This window comes from Blastochloris viridis, from assembly GCF_001402875.1.
Taxonomy (GTDB): Bacteria; Pseudomonadota; Alphaproteobacteria; order Rhizobiales; family Xanthobacteraceae; genus Blastochloris; species Blastochloris viridis.
Genome location: NZ_CP012946.1, coordinates 3,422,455 through 3,445,948, shown reverse-complemented (window position 1 = coordinate 3,445,948; position 23,494 = coordinate 3,422,455). Strand labels below are relative to the sequence as shown.

Annotated in this window: 17 protein-coding genes; 5 read left to right on the top strand and 12 right to left on the bottom strand. The window is 70.0% G+C overall.

All coding sequences use genetic code 11. The annotated features are described in order from the left end of the window. Positions 1–197 precede the first annotated feature (197 nt). The 3 genes from BVIR_RS14955 to BVIR_RS14945 all read left to right on the top strand — a co-directional run bounded on the left by BVIR_RS14955 (position 198) and on the right by BVIR_RS14945 (position 5,256). Entirely contained in the window at positions 198–1,490 is a 1,293-nt protein-coding gene (locus BVIR_RS14955; RefSeq protein WP_055038361.1) for an adenylosuccinate synthase, read from the top strand. Between the two features lie 145 nt (positions 1,491–1,635). Further along, entirely contained in the window at positions 1,636–3,249 is a 1,614-nt protein-coding gene (locus BVIR_RS14950) for a hypothetical protein (RefSeq protein WP_055038360.1), read from the top strand. A 267-nt stretch (positions 3,250–3,516) separates the two neighbouring features. Next, the gene (locus tag BVIR_RS14945; RefSeq protein WP_145911939.1) at positions 3,517–5,256 is read left to right on the top strand and encodes a hypothetical protein; all 1,740 of its coding nucleotides are present in this window, start codon (positions 3,517–3,519) and stop codon (positions 5,254–5,256) included. A gap of 84 nt (positions 5,257–5,340) precedes the next feature. Here BVIR_RS14945 and BVIR_RS14940 read toward each other — a convergent pair whose 3' ends face one another. Beyond that, positions 5,341–6,879 (bottom strand): glycosyltransferase family 39 protein, encoded by a 1,539-nt coding sequence (locus tag BVIR_RS14940; protein ID WP_082417213.1) that lies wholly within the window; start codon positions 6,877–6,879, stop codon positions 5,341–5,343. A gap of 101 nt (positions 6,880–6,980) precedes the next feature. Then, positions 6,981–7,658 carry a ribonuclease HII gene (locus BVIR_RS14935; protein ID WP_055038357.1) on the bottom strand — a complete coding sequence of 226 codons (678 nt, stop codon included), beginning with the start codon at positions 7,656–7,658 and terminating at the stop codon, positions 6,981–6,983. Positions 7,659–7,861: 203 nt separating this feature from the next. Between BVIR_RS14935 and ypfJ the strand changes: the two genes are divergently transcribed. Together ypfJ and BVIR_RS14925 are read left to right on the top strand one after the other, a co-directional pair. Next, the gene (ypfJ, locus tag BVIR_RS14930; protein WP_055038356.1) at positions 7,862–8,761 is read left to right on the top strand and encodes a KPN_02809 family neutral zinc metallopeptidase; all 900 of its coding nucleotides are present in this window, start codon (positions 7,862–7,864) and stop codon (positions 8,759–8,761) included. A gap of 292 nt (positions 8,762–9,053) precedes the next feature. Next, complete coding sequence (locus BVIR_RS14925; protein WP_055038355.1) at positions 9,054–9,518, top strand: PaaI family thioesterase; 465 nt, start codon at positions 9,054–9,056, stop codon at positions 9,516–9,518. 63 nt (positions 9,519–9,581) lie between these two features. Here BVIR_RS14925 and BVIR_RS14920 read toward each other — a convergent pair whose 3' ends face one another. From BVIR_RS14920 to thrC, 10 genes are all read right to left on the bottom strand, one after another. Beyond that, complete coding sequence (locus tag BVIR_RS14920) at positions 9,582–10,529, bottom strand: 1-phosphofructokinase family hexose kinase (protein WP_055038941.1); 948 nt, start codon at positions 10,527–10,529, stop codon at positions 9,582–9,584. A 344-nt stretch (positions 10,530–10,873) separates the two neighbouring features. Beyond that, complete coding sequence (locus tag BVIR_RS14915; protein ID WP_055038354.1) at positions 10,874–12,292, bottom strand: MATE family efflux transporter; 1,419 nt, start codon at positions 12,290–12,292, stop codon at positions 10,874–10,876. 502 nt (positions 12,293–12,794) lie between these two features. Beyond that, complete coding sequence (locus tag BVIR_RS14910; protein WP_055038353.1) at positions 12,795–14,651, bottom strand: phosphoenolpyruvate carboxykinase (GTP); 1,857 nt, start codon at positions 14,649–14,651, stop codon at positions 12,795–12,797. A 490-nt stretch (positions 14,652–15,141) separates the two neighbouring features. After that, positions 15,142–15,909 (bottom strand): TIGR02186 family protein, encoded by a 768-nt coding sequence (locus tag BVIR_RS14905; protein ID WP_055038352.1) that lies wholly within the window; start codon positions 15,907–15,909, stop codon positions 15,142–15,144. Next, positions 15,906–16,832 carry a sulfite exporter TauE/SafE family protein gene (locus BVIR_RS14900; protein ID WP_055038351.1) on the bottom strand — a complete coding sequence of 309 codons (927 nt, stop codon included), beginning with the start codon at positions 16,830–16,832 and terminating at the stop codon, positions 15,906–15,908. Before BVIR_RS14900 ends, BVIR_RS14905 begins: the two co-directional genes overlap by 4 nt. A gap of 51 nt (positions 16,833–16,883) precedes the next feature. Beyond that, positions 16,884–17,216 carry a hypothetical protein gene (locus BVIR_RS16985; protein WP_145911940.1) on the bottom strand — a complete coding sequence of 111 codons (333 nt, stop codon included), beginning with the start codon at positions 17,214–17,216 and terminating at the stop codon, positions 16,884–16,886. A gap of 105 nt (positions 17,217–17,321) precedes the next feature. Next, positions 17,322–19,925, bottom strand: a complete 2,604-nt coding sequence (locus BVIR_RS14895) for a response regulator (protein WP_082781139.1) — start codon at positions 19,923–19,925, stop codon at positions 17,322–17,324. Positions 19,926–20,064: 139 nt separating this feature from the next. After that, entirely contained in the window at positions 20,065–20,646 is a 582-nt protein-coding gene (locus BVIR_RS14890; protein ID WP_055038940.1) for a GNAT family N-acetyltransferase, read from the bottom strand. Positions 20,647–20,675: 29 nt separating this feature from the next. Next, positions 20,676–21,947, bottom strand: a complete 1,272-nt coding sequence (locus BVIR_RS14885; protein ID WP_055038350.1) for a M16 family metallopeptidase — start codon at positions 21,945–21,947, stop codon at positions 20,676–20,678. Beyond that, a complete protein-coding gene (thrC, locus tag BVIR_RS14880) occupies positions 21,944–23,359 on the bottom strand; it encodes a threonine synthase (protein WP_055038349.1) in 1,416 nt (471 codons plus the stop codon). The genes BVIR_RS14885 and thrC overlap by 4 nt, the downstream gene beginning before the upstream one ends. Between the last annotated feature and the right edge of the window lie 135 nt (positions 23,360–23,494).

Genomic DNA, 23,494 nt, shown 5'->3' with positions numbered 1-23,494 from the left:
CGCCGGCAGCGCGGCCCGGAGGTTTGGCGCAACCGCCCCGGCGCTGCATCGGCAAAGATCGGTCGATAGATCGCGGCATTGTCCCGCCGCGCCTTGCTTCGCTACCATCGATCCGGTACGGGGAACGAGCCTCGACAGGAAATGTCGGGGTTTGCTTAATTTTTGGCCCGGATCGGGCAGTGGCGTGGCGGGCAGATATGGCCAATGTCGTCGTCGTCGGTTCCCAATGGGGCGACGAAGGAAAAGGCAAGATCGTCGATTGGCTCTCTGAACAGGCGGACATCGTCGTCCGGTTTCAGGGCGGCCACAATGCCGGGCACACGCTGGTCATCGACGGCACCACCTACAAGCTGTCGCTGCTGCCGTCCGGCATTGTCCGGCCCGGCAAGCTGTCGGTGATCGGCAATGGCGTGGTGCTCGACCCCAGGGCGCTGGTCGAGGAGATCACCCGGCTGACCGGGCAGGGCGTGACGATCTCGCGCGACGTCCTGCGCATCGCCGACAACGTGACGCTGATCCTGCCGCTGCACCGCGAGCTCGACGCCCTGCGCGAGAGCGGCGCCGCCGGCACCCGCATCGGCACCACCAAGCGCGGCATCGGCCCGGCCTACGAGGACAAGGTCGGCCGCCGGGCCATCCGGCTGATGGATCTGGCCGAGCCGGCTGCGCTGCCGGCCAAGATCGACCGCCTGCTCGCCCACCACAACGCGCTGCGGCGCGGGCTCGACCTGCCGCCGATCGCGGCGGCCGAGCTGACCGATGAGCTGTTGGCGCTGGCGCCCCAGGTGCTGCCCTACATGGACCGGGTGTGGGCGCTGCTCGACGACCATCGCCGCGCCGGCTCGCGTATCCTGTTCGAGGGCGCCCAGGGCGCGCTGCTGGATGTCGACCACGGCACCTATCCGTTCGTGACGTCGTCGAACACCGTCGCCGGCGGCGCCGCCACCGGCTCCGGGCTCGGCCCCACCGCCATCGGCTACGTGCTCGGCATTGCCAAGGCCTACACCACCCGCGTCGGCGAGGGGCCGTTCCCGACCGAGCTTTTCGACGACATCGGTCGCCGTATCGGCGAGCGCGGCCGCGAGTTCGGCACCGTCACCGGCCGGCCGCGCCGCTGCGGCTGGTTCGACGCGGTGATCGTGCGCCAGACCGTCAAGACCTCGGGCATCACCGGCATCGCACTGACCAAGCTGGATATTCTCGACGGCTTCGACGAAATCAAGGTGTGCGTGCGCTACCGCCTCGATGGCCAGGAGATCGACTATCTGCCGGCCGGCCAGGGCGCCCAGGCGCGGGTCGAGCCGATCTACGAGACCATTCCCGGCTGGTCGCAGTCGAGTGCCGGCGCAAGGTCGTGGGCCGATCTGCCGGCGCAGGCGATCAAGTACGTGCGCTGGATCGAGGAGTTGATCGGCTGCCCGGTGACGCTGTTGTCGACATCACCGGAGCGTGACGACACCATTCTCGTTCAGAACCCATTCGAGGCCTAGAGCATGATGTGCAAAACGGGCTGCCGGGTTTTGCGAACACATCATTCTCGAACAAGAGTTCATGGCGCGCCGGTGATTTAATCGCAGCCCAGCGCGCTCCGGCTCGAGACGCCTCGGGAGAAGGGACCAAACCGATCGGGACAAAATGGCGGATTTTGCACCTCTGATCTCACGCGCCATCGCGGGCCTCGAGACCAACACCCCGGAGAACCGGCGCGTCCTCTACGATCGCGCCAGGGCTGCGCTGGTGGCCCAGTTGCGCTCGATCGCGCCGCCGCTGTCCGAAACCGATATCACGCGCGAGCGGCTGGGGCTGGAAGAGGCGATCCGCCGGATCGAGTCGGACATCGTCCGCAGCCAGCGCGAGGCCGCGCTGCGTCCGCCGCCGGCGAGCGGCGAGGCCCAATCCCGCGAGAGCCATTTCCGCCCGCCGCAGGCGCCGGCGGCACCGGCCGACCTGCCGCAGCGCGATGTGGCGCCAGAGCCCGCCGCGGCCGCGCCGCCGCCGGCCGAACGCAAATCCGCGTTCCAGGCCCGCGTCGATCGCCTCGCCCCCGGCGAGGGCCGCCAGCGCCTTCAGGCGGGCCTTCGCGACGAAAAGACCCTGCTGGAGGCCAGGCAGGAGCCAAGAAACGAGGCGAAGCCGGCCGGCGAAGCCGGCAATCCGACGCCCGAACCCGTTGGCAACGGCGATGGTGCGTCCGCCGACGTCGGGTCTTCCGCCAAGGCATCGGGCGGGTCGGCCGCCAGATCGTCCCAGACCGGCGAGCAGCCGCCGTCGCAACGGCCGGGCCGGCCTCCGCCCAGTCAGCAGGCCGGCGCGGCCCCGGCTGAGCCGGATGCGCCGCCCACCCTGCGCCGCTCGAAGATCGAGCCCCGCCCGTCGGCGCGCTCGCTGGGCGGCCGGCCGCGCTACGACGAGATCGAGATGGCGGACGAAGCTGCCGGCGGTCGGGCGCGGTTCTGGGCCATCGTCGTCGGGCTGGTGGTGCTGGTGCTGGTGGCCGCCGCGATCGGCCTGCTTGCCGCCTCCGGCCGGCTGCCGCTGTTCGGCAACGGCGCCCCGCCGCGCCCGGCCGCGCAAACGTCGCAACCCGCCGAACGGCCGAAGATTTCCGACCGCATCACCCAGGACGAGCCGCGCTCGCAGGCGCCCCAGTCGCAGGCGCAGCCGGCGCCGCAGTCCTCCCAGCAGCCGCCGGCCGAGGGCCTCCAGGTGGCGCAGCGCGCCATCCTCTATGAGGAAGACCCGGCCGCCGGCCAGCAGGGCCAGGTGCTGATTGGCACGGTGGCGTGGCGCACCGAGACGGTGACGCCGGGCGCCGGCCTGCCGCCTGACCTCGCCATTCGCGCCGAGGTGCAGGTTCCCGACCGGCGGATGTCGGCCTCGGTGACGCTGCGCCGCAACGTCGACACCGCGCTGCCGGCCAGCCATACCATCGAACTGCTGTTCACCACCCCCGCCGACTTCCCGTTCGGCGGCGTCGCCAAGGTGCCCGGCATCCTCGCCAAGCGCGGCGAGGGGCAGCGCGGCGCCCCGCTCGCCGGGCTCGCCGTCGATGTCACCGCCGGCTTCTTCATCGTCGGCCTGTCGGCGATCGAGGCCGACGTCCAGCGCAATCTGCAGCTGCTCAAGGAGCGCGCCTGGCTCGACATTCCGCTGGTCTACAAGAACGGTCGCCGGGCCATCCTGTCGATCGAAAAGGGCATTCCGGGCGATCGGGTGTTCGCCGACGTCTTCGCCGCCTGGGGGCAATGATCTGGGCCAATGGGCCCGGCGCAACGAACCGAACGAGAACGGGGCCGTCGGCGGCCCCTGCGGCCAGCACGCGAGCCGGATGGTGAGCCTGGGTTGACTTTGTTTCATGCCAGCCATGCAGATTGGGCGCGTTGTGCTGTACTGTGGCACTGGAGTGCCGCCGCGTAACGCGTTAACCCGCGGTCCGGTGGTCCCGCCCCGTAACATTCACCCGCGCGACGCTGCCCAGACGGCGCGGCCGTCGCCGGGTTGGCTGAGTTGAACTCCGTGTCTCCCATCGACGTCCTCCAGTGGGTCGACCACTCCCCGGCGCTGCAAGCGGTCTTCCTGTTCCTGCTGCCGTTCCTTCACGAGGACGTCGCCATCGCGGTCGGCACGCTGCTGCTGCAGGATTCGGCGGTATCGTCCGCCGTCGTCGTCCCCAGCCTGTTCTCCGGCATGGTGGCGAGCGACGTTGCGTTCTACGGCCTGGGTGTCTTCGCCGCCCGGCTCCCGTGGACCGACCGCTTGATGAGCAGGCCCGGCCTGCAGACGGTGGCCGGCGTGCTCGAAAAGCGCATCCTGGAGACCATGCTGGTGGTGCGGCTGGTGCCCGGCCTGTTGATGCCGTGCTTCATGACGTTCGGCGCCCGCCGGTTCTGCTTCAAGAGCTTCGTCGGCGCGTCGTCGGTGTTCTCGACCGTCTATCTCGCCGTCGTGCTCGGCACCGCGCTGTTCTTGTGCCGGCACTGGCCGGCGGCGACCGAGGGGCGGACGATGCTGCTGGCGGTGCCGGTGGCGCTGGCGGTGTTGTACGGCATGCGCTGGATCGCAACGGTGGCGGCGCCGCAACTGCGCGCCCGCGCCACCGCGGGCGGTGCCGGCGCCGGCGTTCCGGTCGCAGGCACCAAGGCCGGGCTGGTGCTGCCGCCGCCGACGGTCGCCAGCTTTCCGCGGCCGGTTGCGACCGCCGAGCGCATTCCGCCGCTGTTGTTCTACGCACCGCTCGCCATCAACTGGCTGCGGCTCGGGCTCGCCTATCGCAGCCTCAGCCTGCCGACCGCCGCCAATCCCGCCATCACCACCGGCGGCATGTGGGGCGAGCGCAAGAGCGAGTATTTCGCTGAGGCTGGCGCGCTGGCGCGCCGCTTCATCGCTCCCACGCTGGAGATCGTGCGGCCGCAGGCCGGTACAGACGACTGGATCGGCGCGACGCTGGCGCGGCTCGCCGCCGGCGGTTTCGGCTGGCCGGTGGTGCTGAAGCCCGACGTCGGCTGGCAGGGCTATGGCGTGCGGTGCGTGGAGAGCGACGTCGAGTTCCGCCGCGATTTGGCGCGGCTGCCGGCCGGCGTGCCGTTCCTGGTGCAGCAGCTGTCGCCGTTCCAGGGTGAGGCCGGGCTGCTCTATGGCCGCCTGCCGGGCGTTGCCCGCGGACGCATTCTGTCGCTCGCCATCCGCCACCACCCCGCCGTGCGCGGCGATGGCCGGGCAATGGTGCGCCAGCTGATCGCCGCCGATCCCAGGCTGAGCTGGAAGGCGTCGTGCTATCTCGACCGCGGCGGCCAGCACCGCGGCCTGGACGACGCGCTGTTGGCGGTGGTGCCGGCGGCCGGCGAGGTGGTCAAGCTGTCGTTCATCGGCAGCCAGCGGGTCGGCGGCTTCTACCGCAACGGCGCCAGCCTGATCACCGCGGCGCTGGAGGATCGCCTCGACGCCATCGCCCGCGACCTGCCCGAGTTTCACTACGGCCGCTTCGACATCCGCTTCGACAGCGCCGCGGCGCTGATGCGCGGGAACGACTTCCAGATCATCGAGATCAACGGCATCGGCGGCGAGGCGATCCACGTCTGGGACCCGGCGCTCGGGCTCGCCGAGGTCTATCGCGAGCTGTTCCGCCAGCAGGCGCTGCTGTTCGAGATCGGCGACCGCCAGCGCCGGCGCGGCATCGCGCCGTGCGGCGCCGCCGAGCTGATGGCCGCCGCCGCCCGCCAGTCGCGGCTGATCGGGCGCTATCCGGCGTCGGAGTGATCCGGCCGGTTGCCGTGTAGATCGCGGCGTGCCCCTGGGAACGACCTCGCAGCGAAGCCGCGTCGAGGTCGGCCGGAGTTCGCGTCAGTCCGCCCGCGGCGGGATCACCGCCCAGCCGATGCGGATCGGCGGCAGGCGGCCGGCGATCGCCCACTCGAAACTGCGCGGCGTCTCGACCGTCATGCCGGGAAAGCGGGCGCGCAGGCTCGGTGGCGGATTGGCATTGCCGCCGTCCACCCGCCACACCGCCAGCACGCCGGCGCGGGCCACCGCGTCGTCGGTGATCCACGGCGCCCGGGCGGGGTCGGCGTCGAGATAGAGCCGCGGCTGGTCGCGGCTGGCCAGCACCAGCGTGCCGCCGGTCCAGCCGTCGCCGGCGACGATGGCCAGCTGCTGGTCGGTGCGGATGCGGTAGACCTCGGTGAACCAGCGCGCGATGTCGGCGCTCGGCCAGTTGGTGTCGGCACCCTGGCTGCGGGTGTAGGGCAACGCGAGCGCGGTCAGCACCGCGACCGCCGCCGGCGCCAGGGTGAGCACGGCCAGGGCCTGTCCGGCCAGTCCGTGGCGATGGAAGGCAATCGCTGGCCCCAGCAGCAGCACCGCGGCAAGGCCGGAGAACGCGAACAGCGGCACCAGGGTTTCGAACGTCGGCGTCTCGCCGACGGCGAGCCCGACCAGCGCGAACGCCGGGGCTGGTGCGAACGCCAGCGTCACGGCGTAACGGCGGGCGGTGACGTCGGGGGTCGGGCGCGCGAACGTTGGGGCGTCGTCGCGCTCGCCCCGGCGCGGCACCACCAGCAGCGCCAGAAGGCCGGCCAGCCCGGCGTGGCCGAGCACGCCCAGCCCGAGGGCGGCCAGCCAGGCGGCGGCGCGGGCCTGGATCAGCCCGGCGATGTCGGAGAGGCCGCCGAGGCCGTGCACGGGAGCGACCTCGCTGGTGGCGACCCACAGGAAATGCGGCCACACCAGCGCGCCGGCGATGGCCAGCGCCCCCCACGGCTCGGGGGCGCGGAAGACGGCGCGGCCCCGCTCGCTTGCCGCCAGCGCCAGCATCAGCACCAGCGCCAGCACGATCGCCTCGTATTTGGTCGCGATCATCAAGGCGAGGTCGAGCGCGACCAGCACCCAATAATGCCGGCGGCCCTGGCCGGCGGCGCGCCACAGGTGCAGCGCCGCCAGCGTGAACAGCGGCAGCAGCAGGCGGTCGTTGTCGAGCGCCGGCGGCAGCCAGGTCAAGGAGGCGACCCCGGCTGCCAGCACGGTGGCGAGCGCGCCCTGCCGCTCGCCGACGATCGAGCGGGCAAGCTGGAACACCGCCCACAGCGCCAGCGCGTCGGCAAGGGCGCCGGCCACCGCCAGCGCTCCCAGCCGGCCGCCGCCGAGCCAATAGGCGAGGCTCAGCACCCAGGCGGTCAGCGGCGGCTGCGCGGCAGTGCCGAGCACGTGCTCGCGGCCGACGGCGAGCGCCTCGACCACTTCGCGCGGCGGCGAGGCGTCCACCATCAGCATCGCCACTGCCATGGCCACGGCGTGGCCGGCGATGACGGCATAGACCAGCGCTCGCGGCTGGCCGCGCATCGCCTCAAGCAGCCGCGAAGACCTCAAGGGGGTGTCGATCTGCATCGGTCCGGGTCCTTCGGTCTCGTCGCTGGCGCGCGTCGCGGCCCGCGGGTGGGGTGAGCGTTGGCGCAAAGAGCGCGCGCCCGCATGCGCGCGCGGCTGCCCTATCCGGCCTCGACCCGGAGCAGCGTCGGCTCGTCCGGCGCCGCCACCGCGTCGGCGAGCCGGATCGGGGCGAACGAGCGGCGGTGGTGGCAGCACGGGCCGAGCGCCGCCAGCGCGCTGCGGTGGGCGGCGGTGCCGTAGCCCTTGTGGGCGGCGAAACCGTAGCCGGGGTGGAGGCGGTCGAGCCCCTGCATCATGCGGTCGCGCACCACCTTGGCGACGATCGAGGCGGCGGCGATCGACAGGCAGAGCGCGTCGCCCTTGACGATGGCGGTGCCCTCGCAGGCGAAGATCGGCAGGTCGCGGCCGTCGACCAGCACGTGGCCGGGCTGGCGCGGCAACGCCCGCACCGCCGCCGCCAGCGCCCACAGCGAGGCCTTGCGGATGTCGTCGCGGTCGATGCGCGCAGGAGGCGCCAGCGCCACACCGACCTCGGCGCAGGCCACCAGCGCCGCATAGAGCTGCTCACGGCGCGCGGCGTCGAGCTTCTTGGAATCGTCGATGCCGTCCGGGATGTTTGCTGGGTCGAGGATCACCGCCGCCGCCACCACCGGACCGGCCAGAGGGCCGCGCCCGACTTCATCGCAGCCGGCAACCGGCGCCACCCCGCGCGCCAGCACGGCGGATTCGCGCTCGAAGGTCGGCCGGGACTGCGACAGGACTCGGATGCGCACCATCGCGTGGTGTTAGAGCATTTTCTGCAAAAGTGGGAACCGCTTTTGCGAAAGACACGACGGCCGCGGCGGCGGGCAAGAACGTCAAATCATTCAACAGGTTGTTGCGGGAATGCCGGCGGCGCGCGCCGCCGCGGCCGAACCGCCGCCCTGGTCCGGCCGCAGCCGGCGGCCATATAGGCGAGGTTATCGGTAAGGAGAAGCCCATGCGGTGGGAAGACTTCCGGCGCAGCGACAATGTCGAGGACCGGCGCGGCGATGGCGATTTCAGCCCGGGCGGGTCGGGCGGCTTTCCCGGCGGCCGCGGCGGGCTCGGCATCGGCGGCTTGATCGTGGTCGGGGTGATCGCCTGGGCGACCGGCATCAACCCCGCGCTCCTGATCGGTGGCCTCGAAATGCTGCAGGGCGGCCCGCAGCAGGTCCAGCAGCAGCGGTCGGTACCGACCAGCCAGCCGACCGACAAGCAGGGCCAGTTCGCCGCCACGGTGCTGGCCCAGACCGAGGATGTCTGGAAGGACATCTTCCGCCGAAACGGCCAGACCTATTCACCGCCGCGGCTGGTGCTCTACACCCGCGCCACCCAATCGGCCTGCGGGCTCGGCCAATCGGCGATGGGCCCGTTCTACTGCCCCAACGACCGCAAGGTTTATCTCGACCTCAGCTTCTTCAACGATCTGTCGCGCCGGTTCGGTGCGCCGGGCGAGTTCGCCGCCGCCTACGTCATCGCCCACGAGATCGGTCACCACGTGCAGAACCTGCGCGGCGTATTGGGCAAGACCAACGACGCCAAGCGCTCGATGTCGCAGCGCGAGGCCAACGCGCTGTCGGTGCGGGTCGAGTTGCAGGCCGACTGCTACGCCGGCATCTGGGCCTATCAAGCCGACAGCCGGTTCAAGATCCTCGAACAGGGCGACGTCGAGCAGGCGATCGCCGCTGCCAGCGCGATCGGCGACGACCGCCTGCAGCAGCGCTCGCAGGGCCGGGTGGTGCCCGATTCGTTCACCCACGGCTCATCCAAGCAGCGCGTCAGCTGGTTCACGCGCGGCCTGCGGAGCGGCGACGTTGCCGTTTGCGATACCTTTCAGAGTGCCCGCCCGCAGCAATAGCGCCGGCCGGCGTCGGCGCTCGCAGCTTGTTACGGTTTCCGGATGATCGCGGCGTGATCCCGGAAACCTCGCGCAATCCTCGATCAGGGGCGTTTTCGGCAACCGCCAAGGAGCTCCGGCCAGGCCGGCCGAAGTTCGTATGAGCTGGCCGCGTGATGCATGGCGGGGGTGCGGGCGCCCGCGCCAGCCTTCCGTATCGGCCGGCTGCGCGCTATTATGAGCATATGTTCAAAAACACCAAGGTCGGCCCAGCGCTCCCCCACGGGTCGCTGGGCCATGACGGGCAGCCCTCATGACGCCAGCCCCGCCGGCCGGCCGGCCGGCGCCGTCACGGGCGGGCGCGGAGTCCCACGCCCACTGTTTGCTGTGCGGCAGCGATAACCCGCTGTCGCTGAAGCTCGAATTCGTTCCCGATGGCAATGACGGCGTCCGCGGCACGTTCGCCTGTCGCGAGGTGCTGCAGGGTTATCAGGGCATCGTCCATGGCGGCGTCATCGCTGCCCTGCTCGATTCGGCGATGACGCACTGCCTGTTCCACCGCGGCATCGAGGCGGTCACCGCCGATCTCAATGTTCGGTACCGCTTTCCTCTGTCGTGCCGGAGCCGCGTCGAGCTGGCGGCGCGCATCGTCCAGTTTCACCCGCCGCTCTATCGGCTGACCGCCGAGCTGACGGTCGGCGACCGCCTCATCGCCCGCGCCGCAGCGGCATTCGTCGACGCCGCCCGCCGGCCGGCGGCGGTTAACGCGGCGATGTAACGGTCGGTGACGCGCTTTCTTCCGCGCCACCGGGACCCGTTGGCGCGGAAGACGCTTGAAACCTCACTCCGCCGCCGGCTCGGGTGCCGCGGTGAGCTCGGCGAACAGCCGCTCGACGTCGGCGCGGGTGCACAGCTCGGTGCCGGGCGTGAGCACCGCCGCGGTGCCGGCCGCCATGCCGAGCTTGAACGCCTCGCGCGCCGGCATGCCGCGCGCCAGCCCCAGCGTCATCGCAGCGAGGAAGCTGTCGCCAGCGCCGACCGCGCTCTTGGCCTCGATCGGCATCGCCGGCAGCCGCAGGATGCCGTCGGGCGCGGCGAGGAATGCGCCGAGGTGGCCGAGCGTGACCGCGATCAGCGCGACCTTGCCGGAGTTGACCAGCGCCATCGCCGCCGCGTGCTGGGCGGCCGCGTCGGGCAGCTTGGCGCCGACCAACTGCTCGAATTCGCCAAGGCTCGGCTTGATGAGATAGAGCCCGCCGGCCTCGACCACCGCCGTCAACGCCGTGCCGGAGGTGTCGACCACCAGCCGGATGCCGAGGCGCCGGGTGAACTCGGCAACGCGGACGTAGAAGTCGGCCGGAACCCCGCGCGGCAGGCTGCCGCTGGCGACCAGATAGTCGCAGTCGAGGTGGGACAGGGTGTCGAGGCAGGCTTGCCATTCCTGGGTCTGAAGCTCAGGCCCCTCCGGCACGAAGCGGTATTCCAGCCCGGAGGTGCGCTCATACACGCTGTGGCTGATACGGGTGTCCTCGTCGATGCCGATCCGCTGGATGGCGATGCCGCGCTTTTCGATCAGCGCATCGAGGATCGGTCCGGTCGCGCCGCCCGCGGCGTAGACCGCACGGGTCGGCCCGCCCAGCTCGGCCACCACGCGCGCGACGTTGATGCCGCCGCCGCCCGGATAATAGCGCTCGTTCGACGTCCTTATCTTGTGGGTCGGGCGGATGGTGTCGGTCTCGGCCGCACCGTCGATGGACGGGTTGAGGGTCAACGTGACGATCGGCTTCATGCACATATCTCTTTCGGAAGCTCTGCAGACGTCCAAAGCGCGGCCGGCAGCTCCGGGTGCTGGCGCGGCGTTTCACGGCTCCCGGCATCGATGAACGAAAGGTTATGCCCGCCGGTCGAATCAGCCGTCCCGAGAGAGGGCGGTTCTAGCACGGGCCCGCTGATGCGAAATCGGGCCGATCCGGCCCGGGTTTCGCCTCCGGTCGCCGAAAGACGCCTTTACGATCAAGGCTCTTTCGGCGCCGTTGTGTCCGGGATCACGAAGGGAACATCCACAAACCGTATAACGTCGGCGCCGCAGCGACCAGGGAGGGCCGATCTGGCGGTTGCGCCCGGGATGCGAGGTCAGGGCGACGGCGTGACCGCGGCGTCCTCGCCGGAGGTGAACGGCGTTAGCGGTGGGCTGGCGAGCGGCGGCGCGCCGCTCTCGCCGTCGCCGCGGCCGAGCCGGGCGACGACCTTGAACGCCACGATCACCCCGACCACGCCGAACACCACCCCGCCCAGCGCCTGCCCGGCCAATACGCCCTCCGCGCCCCAGGCGGCGCCGGCCCACACGAACGGCACCGTGCCCAGCGTCGCCCGCCCCCAGTTGAACACCATCGACAGTACCGGGAAGCCGAGATTGTTGAAGGCGGCGTTGGCGACGAACAGCGCGCCGTTGAACACGAACAGCCCGGTCAGCCACAGCGCGTAGAACGCCGCCAGTGCCGCCGCGGGCTCCGACAGCCCGAACATGTGGGCCACCGGCCAGCGCAGCAGCGCCAGCACCACCCAGATCACCAGCACATAGACCGTGACCAGCATCAGGCTGTCTGCCAGCGCCCGCCGGACCCGCTCGAACAACCGCGCGCCGACGTTCTGGCCGAGGATCGGCCCGATCGCGCCGGTCAGTGCGAACACCGGGGCGAACGCGAGCGGGATGATGCGGCCGATCACCGCCCATGCCGCCACTGCGGCGTCGCCGAAATCCGCCAGCGACGCCGTCACGAACACGTTGCCGACCGGGGTGGCGACGTTGGTCAGCACCGCCGGCACCGCAATCACCGACAGCGCGCGGCTGTCGGCGCGGAGTTCGGCGAGGCTCGGCCGCCCGAGCAGATCGTGCACCCGGATGGCGCCGTGCAACGCCAGCCCCGCCAGCACCAGTCGCGACAGGATCGAGACGATGGCGGCGCCGTCGACGCCAAGGCCGAAGGCGAAGATGAACACCGGGTCGAACACCGCAGTGACGAGGCCGCCGCCGAGCGTCACCCACATTGCGCGGTGGGGATCGCCGACCGCGCGCAAGATGCCGGAGCCAGCCATGCCGAGCGCCAGCAGCGGCGTCGACGGCATCACCATCCACAAGAACCGCTCGGCGACGGCGTGGGTGCGGCCGGTGGCCCCCAGCAGGGAGAGGACGTCGCCGAGCAGCGGCTGGGCGATGGCGGTCGCCGCCACGGTGATCGCGAGCGAATAGACCAGGAAGGAGCCGCCGAGCCGCCGCGCGGCGTCGCGGTCGCGGCTGCCGAGTGCGCGCGACACCAGCGCGGTGCCGGCGATGGTGACGCCGATCGACACCGCGGTGGCGAAGAACAGCACGGTGCCGGCGTAGCCGATGGCGGCCGCCAGCTCGACCTCGCCGAGCAGCGAGATGTAGAACAGATTGAGGAAGTCGACCGCGAAGATCGCCATCAGCCCGACCGAGCCGGTCGAGGTCATCACCACCACATGCTTGAAGGTCGAGCCGTGGGTGAAGGCCGGGGCGGCGGTGTCGGTCATCCGGTCTTGGGGTCCTGCTGCGATTGTGCGCTGACGGCCGGCATCGCCCGGCTGATACGGTTTCCGGTTGATCAGTTCGGCTCTTTCTTCCCTCTCCACTTGTGGGAGAGGGTGCTGAGCGATCGCAAAGATCGCGAGGCGGGTGGGGGTGCTTTCGCCGAGTAGGCTGAAATACCCCCCGGCTCGGATGTCGCTTCGCTCATCCTCTCCCGCAAGGGGAGGGGAAAGACGCGCCCCTCGGCCAACGGCCGTTCCGAGCTGATCAACCGGGAATCGTATGACACGAAAACCGCCGATCGGGCCGGAGTTTCGTATCAAGCGCCGTGGATCGTGGACCCTCGGGTCACCGCCGGATGCTGCATCCATCTCGCCCGAGGATGACGGGCGGCGGCGCGGCAGCCTCGAACGACGCGGGTTCCGCCATCAGCGGTCGCCTGAAACGGACCCGGACGGCGCGTGCCGCGCCGTCCGGGGGAGGTCAGTCACAGCGCAGCGGTTGCGCTCACTGGTTCTGGGCGTAATCCGGCAATTCCCAGTGATTGGGCGAACGCCAGAGGTTGGACAGAAGGAGTTCGCGCATCGCGATGAATTCCTTCGGAAGCCGGTCGAACAGCTTGATGAACAGCTCCTCGTGGCCGAGGACTTCCTTCTGCCAGTCGGCGCGGTCGACCGACATCAACTGGTGGAACTGCTCGCGCGAGAAGTTGAGGCCGCGCCAGTCGAGGTCGTCATAGGTCGGCACATAGCCGAGCGGGCCTTCGATGGCGCGGGCGGTGCCGCAGCTCCGCTCGACGATCCACTTCAGGACGCGCATGTTCTCGCCGTAGCCGGGCCACAGGAACTTGCCGTCCTTATCCTTTCGGAACCAGTTGACGGAGAAGATCCGCGGCGGCTGCTGGATGCGCCGGCCCATGTCGAGCCAATGGCTGAAGTAGCTCGCCATGTGGTAGCCGGTGAACGGCAGCATCGCCATCGGGTCGCGGCGTACTTCGCCGATATTGCCGAACGCGGCGGCGGTCATTTCCGAGCCCATGGTGGCGCCGGCATAGACGCCGAACGCCCAGTTGACCGGCTGATAGACCAGCGGCACCACGGTGGAGCGGCGGCCGCCGAACACGATGGCCGAGATCGGCACGCCGGCCGGGTTCTCCCAGTTCTTGTCGATCGCCGGGTTCTGGCCGGCGGGCGTGGTGAAGCGGCTGTTGGGATGGGCCGCCTTGCGGCCGCAATCGGGCGTCCAGTCGTTGCCCTGCCAGTCGATGGCGTGGGCCGGCGGCGCGCCGTCCATGCCCTCCCACCACACATCGCCATCGTCGGTCAGCGCGACATTGGTGAAGATGGTGTTGGCCTCGATGGTCTTCATCGCATTGGGGTTGGACGTATAGTTCGTCCCTGGTGCGACGCCGAAATAGCCGGCCTCCGGATTGATGGCGTAGAGCCGGCCGTCGGCGCCCGGCTTCAGCCAGGCAATGTCGTCGCCGATGGTGGTGACCTTCCAGCCCTCGATTTCCTTGGGCGGGATCAGCATGGCGAAATTGGTCTTGCCGCAGGCGCTGGGGAAGGCGGCGGCGACGTAGGTCTTCTTGCCCTTGGGGTCCTCGACGCCGAGGATCAGCATGTGCTCGGCCATCCAGCCTTCGTCGCGGCCCAGCACCGAGGCGATGCGCAGCGCCAGGCACTTCTTGCCGAGCAGTGCGTTGCCGCCATAGCCCGAGCCGTAGGACCAGATCGAGCGCTCCTCGGGGTAATGGACGATGTACTTGACCGTCGGATTGCACGGCCAGGACACGTCCTTCTCGCCCGGGGCGAGCGGAGCGCCGACGCTGTGCACGCACGGCACGAACACGTCCGACTCGCCGAGCGCGTCGTCGACCGCGCGGCCCATGCGGGTCATCAGCTTCATGTTGACGACGACGTAGAGCGAGTCGGTGATCTCGTAGCCGATATAGGAGATCGGCGAGCCGATCGGCCCCATGCAGAACGGGATGACGTACATGGTGCGACCGCGCATCGAGCCGTCAAACAGCGGATCGAGCGTCGCCTTCATCTCCTTCGGGTTCATCCAGTTGTTGGTCGGACCCGCATCGTCCTTGTTCAGGCTGCAGATGTAGGTGCGGTCCTCAACGCGGGCGACGTCGGAGGGGTCGGAGAAGGCGAGAAAACTGCCGGGGCGCTTCTCCGGGTTGAGGCGCTTGAAGGTGCCGCTCGTCACCAACTGCTCGCAGAGCGCATCGTATTCTGCCTGCGAGCCGTCGCACCAATGGATCTGATCCGGCTTGCATAGCGTCGCAATTTCGTTGACCCAAGCGCGCAGACGTTGGCTTTTGACGTGCGCGGGGATGCTGGACGTTGCAGGCATGTTGTCTCTCAATCTTCGTGAATTGCAGAGTTTGGTCTCGTGTCGCAGCGAAAATGCGTCGGGTCGGCAATCCGGGATACAACGGTTCCTTGTTGTACGGGGTCGGACAGATCGCATCCTGCCCGCCGTTCCCGGCCCGTGACCAAATGTGTGTTCGGAACCAAGCCCTTGGGTGGCTTGCCAGCCGCCCGGCCGATTGGCCGGGACTCATATAGCCCTTTACTGTCGGCTCCGCATCACATCTTGCGGCCAGGTCTTCCGATTCGAGCGTGTGCGCCGGCCGGTGACGGCGCGGATGCGTGATTTTCTGGATCGGCGGGTGCGCGGTGAATCGAGTCAAGCATTCGCACCCGCACGTCGGTGCCGGCGCGCGTGCCGCAAAGCCTTCTTGCGACCTTCAGTCTATTGCGAACGCCGGCGGACGCAACCCGGGGTCGGGTTTCGCCGAACCTGGGATCGGCGAACGCGACGCGATCGCCCGAATTCCGCATCAATCGCGCCGGAAGATCACGCTGGCCAGCCAGCCGGTGGCGAGCGCCATCAGTGCGACCGTGACGCCGTAAAGCAAAGCATTGTCGCGGGCCTGATTGGCGACATACTGTTCGAAGCCGACTTTGCTGATGATCAGCGTCGCCAAATCCTGCGCGATCAGGCGGCCGCCGGCGAACACCTTGACCTCGACGTCGTAATTGCCGGTCGGCACGTTGGACGGCAGCGGAATGGTGGCGCGGAACACCGTGTCGGTCAGGAAGGTCACGGTACGCTCGCTCTCGCGGTAGAGCCCCCTGTCGCCGCGGATGCGCACGAACGCCTGGCGAAAAGCGTCGTCCGCAACCGTGTCGGCGAAGTCGGGGCCGATGCGCTGCAGCAGCCGGACATAGGCGATGCCGAGCCGCTCGCGGCGGCGCACGTCGTCGTCGGCGATCTCCGCCAGCGGCCGGTTCGACAGCACCGCGAGATAGGCCGGCGCCTCGACGAACTGGCGCGAATCGACGTTCACCCACAGTCCGAGCACGCGCTCCTTGCGGCGGGTGACGAACGATTGCCGCGGTCCCAGCGCCGTCACCACCACGTCGTAGCTCGCATCGCGGCCGCCGGGTGGGGCATTGTCGACGGTGCCGAACACCGCGATCTCGGTGCCGGTGAAGTTGGAGGCGATCTGAACGTGATGGCTCGACAGCGAGGTCACGAGGCGCTCGGCGAAGGCCGGCGCCGGCGCCAACAGCAACGCGACCACGATCGCCGCCGCCGCGATCATTGCGCCTTCTCCGCCCGCAGCACGGTGAACAGTTCCTCCGGCGGCACCGCAAGGTCGATCAGGAAGCGGACGCCGACCGCCAGCACCAGCAGGCCGAGCAGCAGGCGCAGATGCTCGCCGCGCAGAGCCTGGCCGGCGCGGGCGCCGAACTGCGCCCCCATCACGCCGCCCGTCATCAGGATCAGCCCGAGCACCACGTCGAGCGACAGGCTGGAGACCGCGTGCATCACCACCGCCGCCACCATCGTCACCAGCGTCAGCACCAGCGAGGTTCCGAGCACCACGCCGGTCGGCACCCGAAGCAGATAGATCAGCGCTGGAACCAGCATGAAGCCGCCGCTGATGCCCATCACCGCGCCGAGGAAGCCGATGCCGAGGCCGATGGCGACCACCGGCAGTACCGAGAGCTCGATGCCGGAGCGGTGGAACCGCATCCGGAACGGCAGGGCGCCGAACCACCGCGGCTTGGCCGGCGCGCGCACCAGCGGCGCCTCGTTGCGGCGTTGGCGCAGGATGGCGCGAATGCTCTCGGCGATCATCAGGCAGCCGATGATGCCGAGCAAGACGACGTAGGACAGGCCGATGGCGAGTTCGAGCTGGCCGAACCGGCGCAGCAGGGTGAACACCCACACGCCGAGCCCGGTGCCGACGATGCCGCCAAGCAGGAGCATGCCGGCAAGGCCGAAGTCGATTGCGCCTTTTCGCCAATAGGCGATGGCGCCCGAGGCGGAGGAGGCCGACATGTGTGCGGTGACAGTCACCACCGCCACCGCCGGGGGAATGCCGACGAAGATCAGCAGCGGGGTCATCAGGAACCCGCCGCCGACGCCGAACATGCCGGAAATGAAGCCGACCGCGATCCCCATGCCGAGGATCAGGAACATGTTCACGGGCAGTTCGGCGATCGGAAGGTAAATCTGCACGGGACCCGGCCTCGCAGGCGACGGCAAGCGCCCGGCCTGCTTGCGTTGCTGTCACGGCGTTGCACGACGGCCGGCCGGCGTCGGTCGGCGCGCCTTTTCGTTCGCCGAAATTGCGTTGGCAAACAAGGCGAAAATGAAGGCGGTGCGGGCCGGTCGGGAGGACGGGAGGTCGCGCCGGCTGGCGCCGCTGCCCGAAGCCGCCGGCTTGCGACGGCCACGCTGGCATCCGCGCCGACGGTTTGCGGGCGATCGCTTGGCGACCGAATGCAACAACCTCGCCGGAAAATCCTTGATCGGATAGGGATTTTTCGGCGAGGTTGCGTGCGGGATTACGACGTGATCGCCCCGAAACCGTATCCTGGGTTCCGGATCGCGCGGCTTCACCGCTTGTCCGGGACGGCGGCGCGACCGACGTCTCCGCCGGGGCCTGCCGGCCTTGGGCGCCGGATGGCACGGCGCCGTGGAGCGCAAAGCGCAGTGTTTTTCCATTCAGTCGGGTTGCGGCTCGCCGCTGCCGGCGTCGGCGCGGCCCATCGCCGCCGCGATTGCCTGCCGCACCTGCTCGAGGCGGTAGGGCTTGTCGAGACGCGGCAGCTCGTTGGCGGCGTCGTCGGGCAGCTCGACGTGGCCGGTCGACAGCACGATGCTGACGTTCGGCCAGGATTTGCGGATGAGACGGGCGAGTTCGCTGCCGGTCATGCCCGGCATGGTGTGATCGGTGATGACGAGGTCGTACACCTCGGTCGACAGCCGTTCGACCGCCTCCTTGGCCGAGGAGGCCTCGACCACGCTGTGGCCCTGCTCCTCCAGAAGATCCACCAGCCCGAGGGCGACCAGCGGCTCGTCGTCGACCACCAGAATGCGCAATTTGTCAGGTCCGTTGCGTGAGGGGGCCGCTGTCGGCGGCAAATCGGGTTCGGCTGCCAGCGCCTCCTGCACCTTCGTCGCCAGCTGACTGAGAGTAAAGGGCTTGCTGATCAGCCGCGTCTGCGGATCGAGCACGCCGTTGTGAACGATGGCGTTGCGAGTATAGCCGGTCATGAACAGCACGCGCAGCGCGGGACGGAGCGCCTGCGCCCGGTCGACCAATTCGCGCCCGTTCATTTCCGGCATCACCACGTCGGTGAGTAGCAGCGCGACGTCCGGGTGGGCGGTCAGCAGCTCCAGCGCTTGGCGCCCGCCCGCCGCCTCCACCACGCCGTAGCCGAGATCGCGCAGCGCGGCGCAGACGAAGCGGCGCACGCCGTCCTCGTCCTCCACCACCAGCACGGTGGCGTGGCCGCCGCCGGCGAGCGGCGGCAGCCGCTCGGCTGGGACCTCCTCCGACGCGCTCTCGCCGTAGCGGCGCGGCAGATAGAGCTTCAGCGAGGTGCCGCTGCCCGGCTCGCTGTAGATTTTGACGTGGCCGCCGGACTGTTTGACGAAGCCGTAGACCTGCGACAGGCCGAGGCCGGTGCCCTGGCCGGCGGGCTTGGTGGTGAAGAACGGCTCAAACGCCTTGGCGGCGACGTCCGGCGTCATGCCGCTGCCGGTGTCGGTGATGGAGATCATCACATACTGGCCGGACCCGACGTCCTGGTGGCCGGCGGCGTAGGCGTCGTCGAGGTGGGTGTTGGCGGTCTCGATGGTGAGGCGCCCGCCGCCCGGCATGGAGTCGCGGGCGTTGACAGCGAGATTGACCAGGGCGTTCTCGAGCTGGTTGGCGTCGACATAGGCCGCCCACAATCCGCCGGCCAGGACGGTTTCGACGTGGACCGTCTCGCCGAGCGTGCGGCGCAGCAGCTCGGAGACGCCCTGCACCAGCCGGTTGAGATCGACCGTCTTCGGCTCCAGCGGCTGGCGGCGGGCGTAGGCGAGCAGGCGTTGGGTCAGGCTGGCCGCGCGCGTCATCCCCTCCAGCGCCGCCTGCACCAGGTCGCGATTGCGGGTGTCGCCGTCGGCGAGGCGGCGCCGCAGCAGGTCCAGGCTGCCGATGGCGATTTGCAGCAAGTTGTTGAAGTCGTGGGCGATGCCGCCGGTGAGGCGACCGATCGCCTCCATTTTCTGCGCCTGGCGGAGCTGGTCCTCGATGGCGGCGCGTCGGCGCGTTTCGTTGGCGAGCCGTGCCAGCGCCGCGGACTCGCGGTGGGCCCGCCGCATCGCCACCAGCGTGAGCAAGGCAAGGGCGAGGGTGGCGGGCACGCCATAGGCGAGGTGCGGCAGCATCGCCTGGCGCCAGTCCTCGATGACGCGCGCCTGCGCCAGACCGACGGCAACGTAAATCGGCCGGCGCGGCAGCCGCCGATAGGCCATGATGCGTTCGACGCCGTCGACGGCCGACGTTGTCTCGAAGGTGCCGCTGTCGGAATCCCACTGGAGGGCGCGGAGGAACGTGCCGGGCGGCAACCGCTCCGGCGGGTCGGCCCGGCTCGGGAACTGCGCCAGGATGGCGCCGTCCTCGCGCAGCAGCCCGACCGTGTCGAAGCCCGCGCGCGCCGCCTGCTCGTAGAAGGTCTCGAAATATCGCGGCTCGATCGATATCGCGGTGACGCCGGCGAAACCGCCGTCGCGTTCGCGCCGGCGGCTCAGCTGGAAAAACCGGGCGTCGGGGGCGGCACGGCCGACCAGGACGTCGCTGACGAACACCGCGCCGGGCGGGATGCGGCGGTCGCGGTGGATGGTGAAATAGCCGCGGTCCGACAGATCGAGCCGGTGCGGCGCTGGCTTGAAATTGCTGGCCAGCAGCGGGTGGCCGGCCGCATCCACCACCCAGATGCCTCTGACCTGCGGCAGCCGGGCTACCAGCCGTTTCAGTTTGGCGTTCAGATCGGTCTCGCGGGCGAGGATGTCCGCGTCGCCCAGCCCCTCAAGCAGGATATTGACCTGCTCGGCCGCCAGCTCCTCGGTCTCGAACACCTTGACGGCGTGCTCGTGCACCACGTCGAGAAAGCGTAACAACCGCTCTTCGGCGTCGCGGACATGCGTCCGATAAGACACCACCGACGCCCCGGCGAACATCAGCAGCGGGACGAGGATGATGGCTGCGAGAAGCGCCCACAGTGTCCGCCCGAGCGGGCGCCCGGAGCTTTCCAGATCGGTGATTTTCGCCGGCACGTGACCGCGTTGTCGTTGGGAGCCCCCCGGCACCGAGCCAGTGATAGCAGAACCCTCCCGCGAGGTACAACCAATGCCGTTTCGGGCAGGATCGCGGGCAAACTGGCGGAACCGGCGGCCGAATCGGCCCGATTTCGGGTCAGTCCTCCCGCATCCGGGCGTAGAGGTAATGGTCGGCCCAGTTGCCGTTGATGCAGAGATAGCGCCGGGCGTAGCCCTCGCGCTCGAAGCCGTTGCGCTCCAACAGGCGGATCGAGGGCTGGTTGGTCGGCACGCACGCCGCCTCGACCCGATGCAGCCTGAGGGTCTGGAACGCGAACGGCACCAACGCCGCCACCGCCGCGCTCATATAGCCGCGGCCGGCATAGGGCTGGCCCATCCAGTAGCCGAGGCTGGCGCTCTGGGCGACGCCGCGGCGGACGTGCGACAGCGTCAGCCCGCCGACCAGCCCGTCGTCCTCGATGCGGAACACGAAGAACGGATAGGCGAGGTCCTCGCGCAGGTCGCGGGCGTAGCGGCGCAGCCGGCGGCGGAACGCGGCGCGCGACAGCTCGTCGGCCGGCCAGAGCGGCTCCCACGGCGTCAGGAAGTCGCGGCTCTGCGTCCTGAGCTCCGCCCACGGCTCGTAATCGGCCATCTGCGGCGTCCGCAGCACCACGCCGGCACCGGGGATGGCGGGAACCGCCGGCTCCGACCAGGGGACCGCTCGAAAAAGCGCCATGCTGCGTTGCCTGACGGTATCGGGCGGCCTCACGCCGCCGAGCGCCACAGACTTTCGGCCATGCTGGCGGCGGTTTCAAGCCCGCCGGCGGGGCCGACGCCGGCAAAGGCCGGCTTGGCGCGGGTCGTCAGCGCGAGCCCGGCATTGCGCACGTCCTCGACGGTGAGGGCGTCGATCTTGGCGACGATCTCGTCGGGGTCGAGCGGGCGGCCGTAGATCAGGATCTGGCGGGCGATCTGCTCGGCGCGGGTGGTCGGCCGTTCCATCGCCATCAGCAGCCCGGCCTTCATCTGCGCCTTGGCGCGCGCTACCTCGGCCAAGGTGATACCGGCACCGGCGCCGGCCAGTTCGTCGGCGATCACCCGCGTCACCTCGCCGGTGTCGCCCTGGTCGGTGCCGACATAGACGCCGAACAGGCCGGTGTCGGCGTAGGGCCAATGGAAGCTGTAGATCGAATAGGCCAGCCCGCGCTTCTCGCGCACTTCCTGGAACAGCCGCGACGACATCCCGCCGCCGGCCACGATGGTGAAGGCCTGCAGCGCGAAATAGGCCGGGTCGTGGTACGATACCCCCTCGAAGCCGAGGATCAGGTGGGTCTGGTCGAGATCGCGCGGATCGAGGCGGACGCCGCCCTGCCACAGCGCCGCCGGCGGCTCGGGCGGCAGGCCCTGGCCGAAGCCGCTCAGGCACGAATGCGCCGCGGCGACGATCTGGTCGTGATCGACCGCGCCCACTGCCGCCAGCACGGTCTGGCCGGTGAGGTAGTGGCGGTCGAGGTAGGCCTGGAGCTGGTCGCGGCCGAGCGCGCGCACCGAGCCCGGCGTGCCGAGGATCGAGCGGCCGATCGGCTGGTCCGCAAACGCCACCGCCTGGACGTGGTCGAACACGATGTCGTCCGGGGTGTCGTTGGCGGCGCCGATCTCCTGCAGGATGACGCTCTTCTCCCGCGTCAGCTCATCGGCCTCGAACACCGACTCGGTGAGGATGTCGGCCAGGATGTCGAGGCCGAGCCCGGCGTCCTCGGCCAGAACGTGGGCGAAATAGGCGGTGGTCTCGACCGAGGTCGCGGCGTTGAGGTCGCCGCCCACCGCCTCAATCTCCTCGGCGATGGCGCGGGCGGTGCGCCGCCGCGTGCCCTTGAACGCCATGTGCTCCAGCAGGTGCGACAGGCCGTGCTCGCCCTCCCGTTCGTCGCGGGCGCCGGCGTCGACCCAGACCCCGAGCGCGGCGGTTTTCAGCTCCGGCATGGCGTGGGTGGCGACGGTGAGGCCGTTGTCCAGGCGCGTCAGGCGAAGGGTCATCGGGCGGCTCCGGCTCGGACGGCGCGCGAGCGCTCGGCGACGAATTTCGCGACGGCGGCGGCATCGTTGGGCAGTACGGTCATACGCTCCGGCTTCGTCATCAGATCGGACAGCGTGGCCGGCAGGCCGGGACGCTTGCCGGACGCGGCTTCGACCGCATCGGGGAACTTGGCCGGATGGGCGGTGCCCAGCACCACCACCGGCGTCTTGGGGTCGACCTCGACCTTGCGGGCGCTGGCCAGGCCGACCGCGGTGTGCGGATCGAGCAGGTAGCCCGCCCGCCGCCAGGTCTCGCCGATGGTCGCCGCCACCTCGGCCTCGTCGGCCCGCGCGGCGCGGAACAAGCGCCGGATATTGACCAGGGTTCCGAGGTCGAGCGCGAAGCTGCCGCAATTGGCGAGGTCGGCCATCTGCCGGCGCACCGCGCCGGCGTCGCGGCCCCCGGCATCGAACAGCAGCCGCTCGAAGTTCGACGACACCTGGATGTCCATCGACGGCGAGGTGGTCGGCGTCACCTGGCGCGGCTGGTAGGCGCCGCTCTCCAGGGTGCGGGCCAGGATGTCGTTGACGTTGGTGGCGACGATCAGGCTCTCGACCGGCAGGCCGAGCTTGGCGGCCACATAGCCGGCGAACACGTCGCCGAAATTGCCGGTCGGCACCGCGAAGGCGAGCTTGCGCGCCGGCGCGCCCAGCGCCACCGCGCTGGTGACGTAGTAGACGATCTGGGCGAGCAGGCGCGCCCAGTTGATGGAGTTGACGCCGGACAGCCGCACCGTGTCGCGGAAGGCGTGGTCGTTGAACAGCGCCTTGAGGATGGCCTGGCAGTCGTCGAACGTGCCGTCGATTGCCACCGCGTGGATGTTGGCGTCCGGCGGCGTGGTCATCATCCGGCGCTGGACGTCGGAGACGCGGCCGTTGGGGAACAGCATCACCACGTCGACGCGGTCGCGGCCCCGGAACGCCTCGATGGCGGCGCCGCCGGTGTCGCCGGAGGTGGCGCCGACGATGGTGGCGCGCTCGTCGCGCTGGTCGAGAACGTAATCCATCAGCCGGCCGAGCAGCTGCATGGCGACGTCCTTGAACGCCAGGGTCGGGCCGTGGAACAGCTCCAGCACCCATTCGCGCTCGGTGAGCTGAACCAGCGGGCACACCGCGGGGTGGTGGAAGCCGGCATAAGCCTCCTCGACCATGCGGTCGAACGCCTGGGCCGGGATCGACTCGGCCACGAACGGCCGCATCACCGCCTTTGCGACGTCGGCGTAGCGGCGGCCGGCAAAGCCGGCGAAGGTTTCCGCCTCGAAGGCGGGCCAGTCGGCGGGAACATAGAGCCCGCCGTCGCGGGCAAGGCCGGTGAGCAGGGCATCGGCAAAGCCGAGCGCCGGAGCCTCGCCCCGGGTCGAGACATAGAGCATGAACGGTGTTCCGTGTTTGGCCGGGACCCTAGAGGGCGCGCGGGGCGGCGGCAAGCCGAACGGCCGGCCGAACCGCGGCGGCGGCCATTCCGCAGCGTTGGCCGGGCTGGTCGATCCGGCGCCGCCGCGGCGGCA

Coding starts and splice junctions, on each gene's coding strand:
- BVIR_RS14955 (WP_055038361.1), top strand. CDS start 198: ATGGCCAATGTCGTCGTCGTCGGTTCCCAATGGGGCGACGAAGGAAAA.
- BVIR_RS14950 (WP_055038360.1), top strand. CDS start 1,636: ATGGCGGATTTTGCACCTCTGATCTCACGCGCCATCGCGGGCCTCGAG.
- BVIR_RS14940 (WP_082417213.1), bottom strand. CDS start 6,879: ATGCAGATCGACACCCCCTTGAGGTCTTCGCGGCTGCTTGAGGCGATG.
- BVIR_RS14935 (WP_055038357.1), bottom strand. CDS start 7,658: ATGGTGCGCATCCGAGTCCTGTCGCAGTCCCGGCCGACCTTCGAGCGC.
- ypfJ (WP_055038356.1), top strand. CDS start 7,862: ATGCGGTGGGAAGACTTCCGGCGCAGCGACAATGTCGAGGACCGGCGC.
- BVIR_RS14925 (WP_055038355.1), top strand. CDS start 9,054: ATGACGCCAGCCCCGCCGGCCGGCCGGCCGGCGCCGTCACGGGCGGGC.
- BVIR_RS14920 (WP_055038941.1), bottom strand. CDS start 10,529: ATGAAGCCGATCGTCACGTTGACCCTCAACCCGTCCATCGACGGTGCG.
- BVIR_RS14915 (WP_055038354.1), bottom strand. CDS start 12,292: ATGACCGACACCGCCGCCCCGGCCTTCACCCACGGCTCGACCTTCAAG.
- BVIR_RS14910 (WP_055038353.1), bottom strand. CDS start 14,651: ATGCCTGCAACGTCCAGCATCCCCGCGCACGTCAAAAGCCAACGTCTG.
- BVIR_RS14905 (WP_055038352.1), bottom strand. CDS start 15,909: ATGATCGCGGCGGCGGCGATCGTGGTCGCGTTGCTGTTGGCGCCGGCG.
- BVIR_RS14890 (WP_055038940.1), bottom strand. CDS start 20,646: ATGGCGCTTTTTCGAGCGGTCCCCTGGTCGGAGCCGGCGGTTCCCGCC.
- BVIR_RS14885 (WP_055038350.1), bottom strand. CDS start 21,947: ATGACCCTTCGCCTGACGCGCCTGGACAACGGCCTCACCGTCGCCACC.
- thrC (WP_055038349.1), bottom strand. CDS start 23,359: ATGCTCTATGTCTCGACCCGGGGCGAGGCTCCGGCGCTCGGCTTTGCC.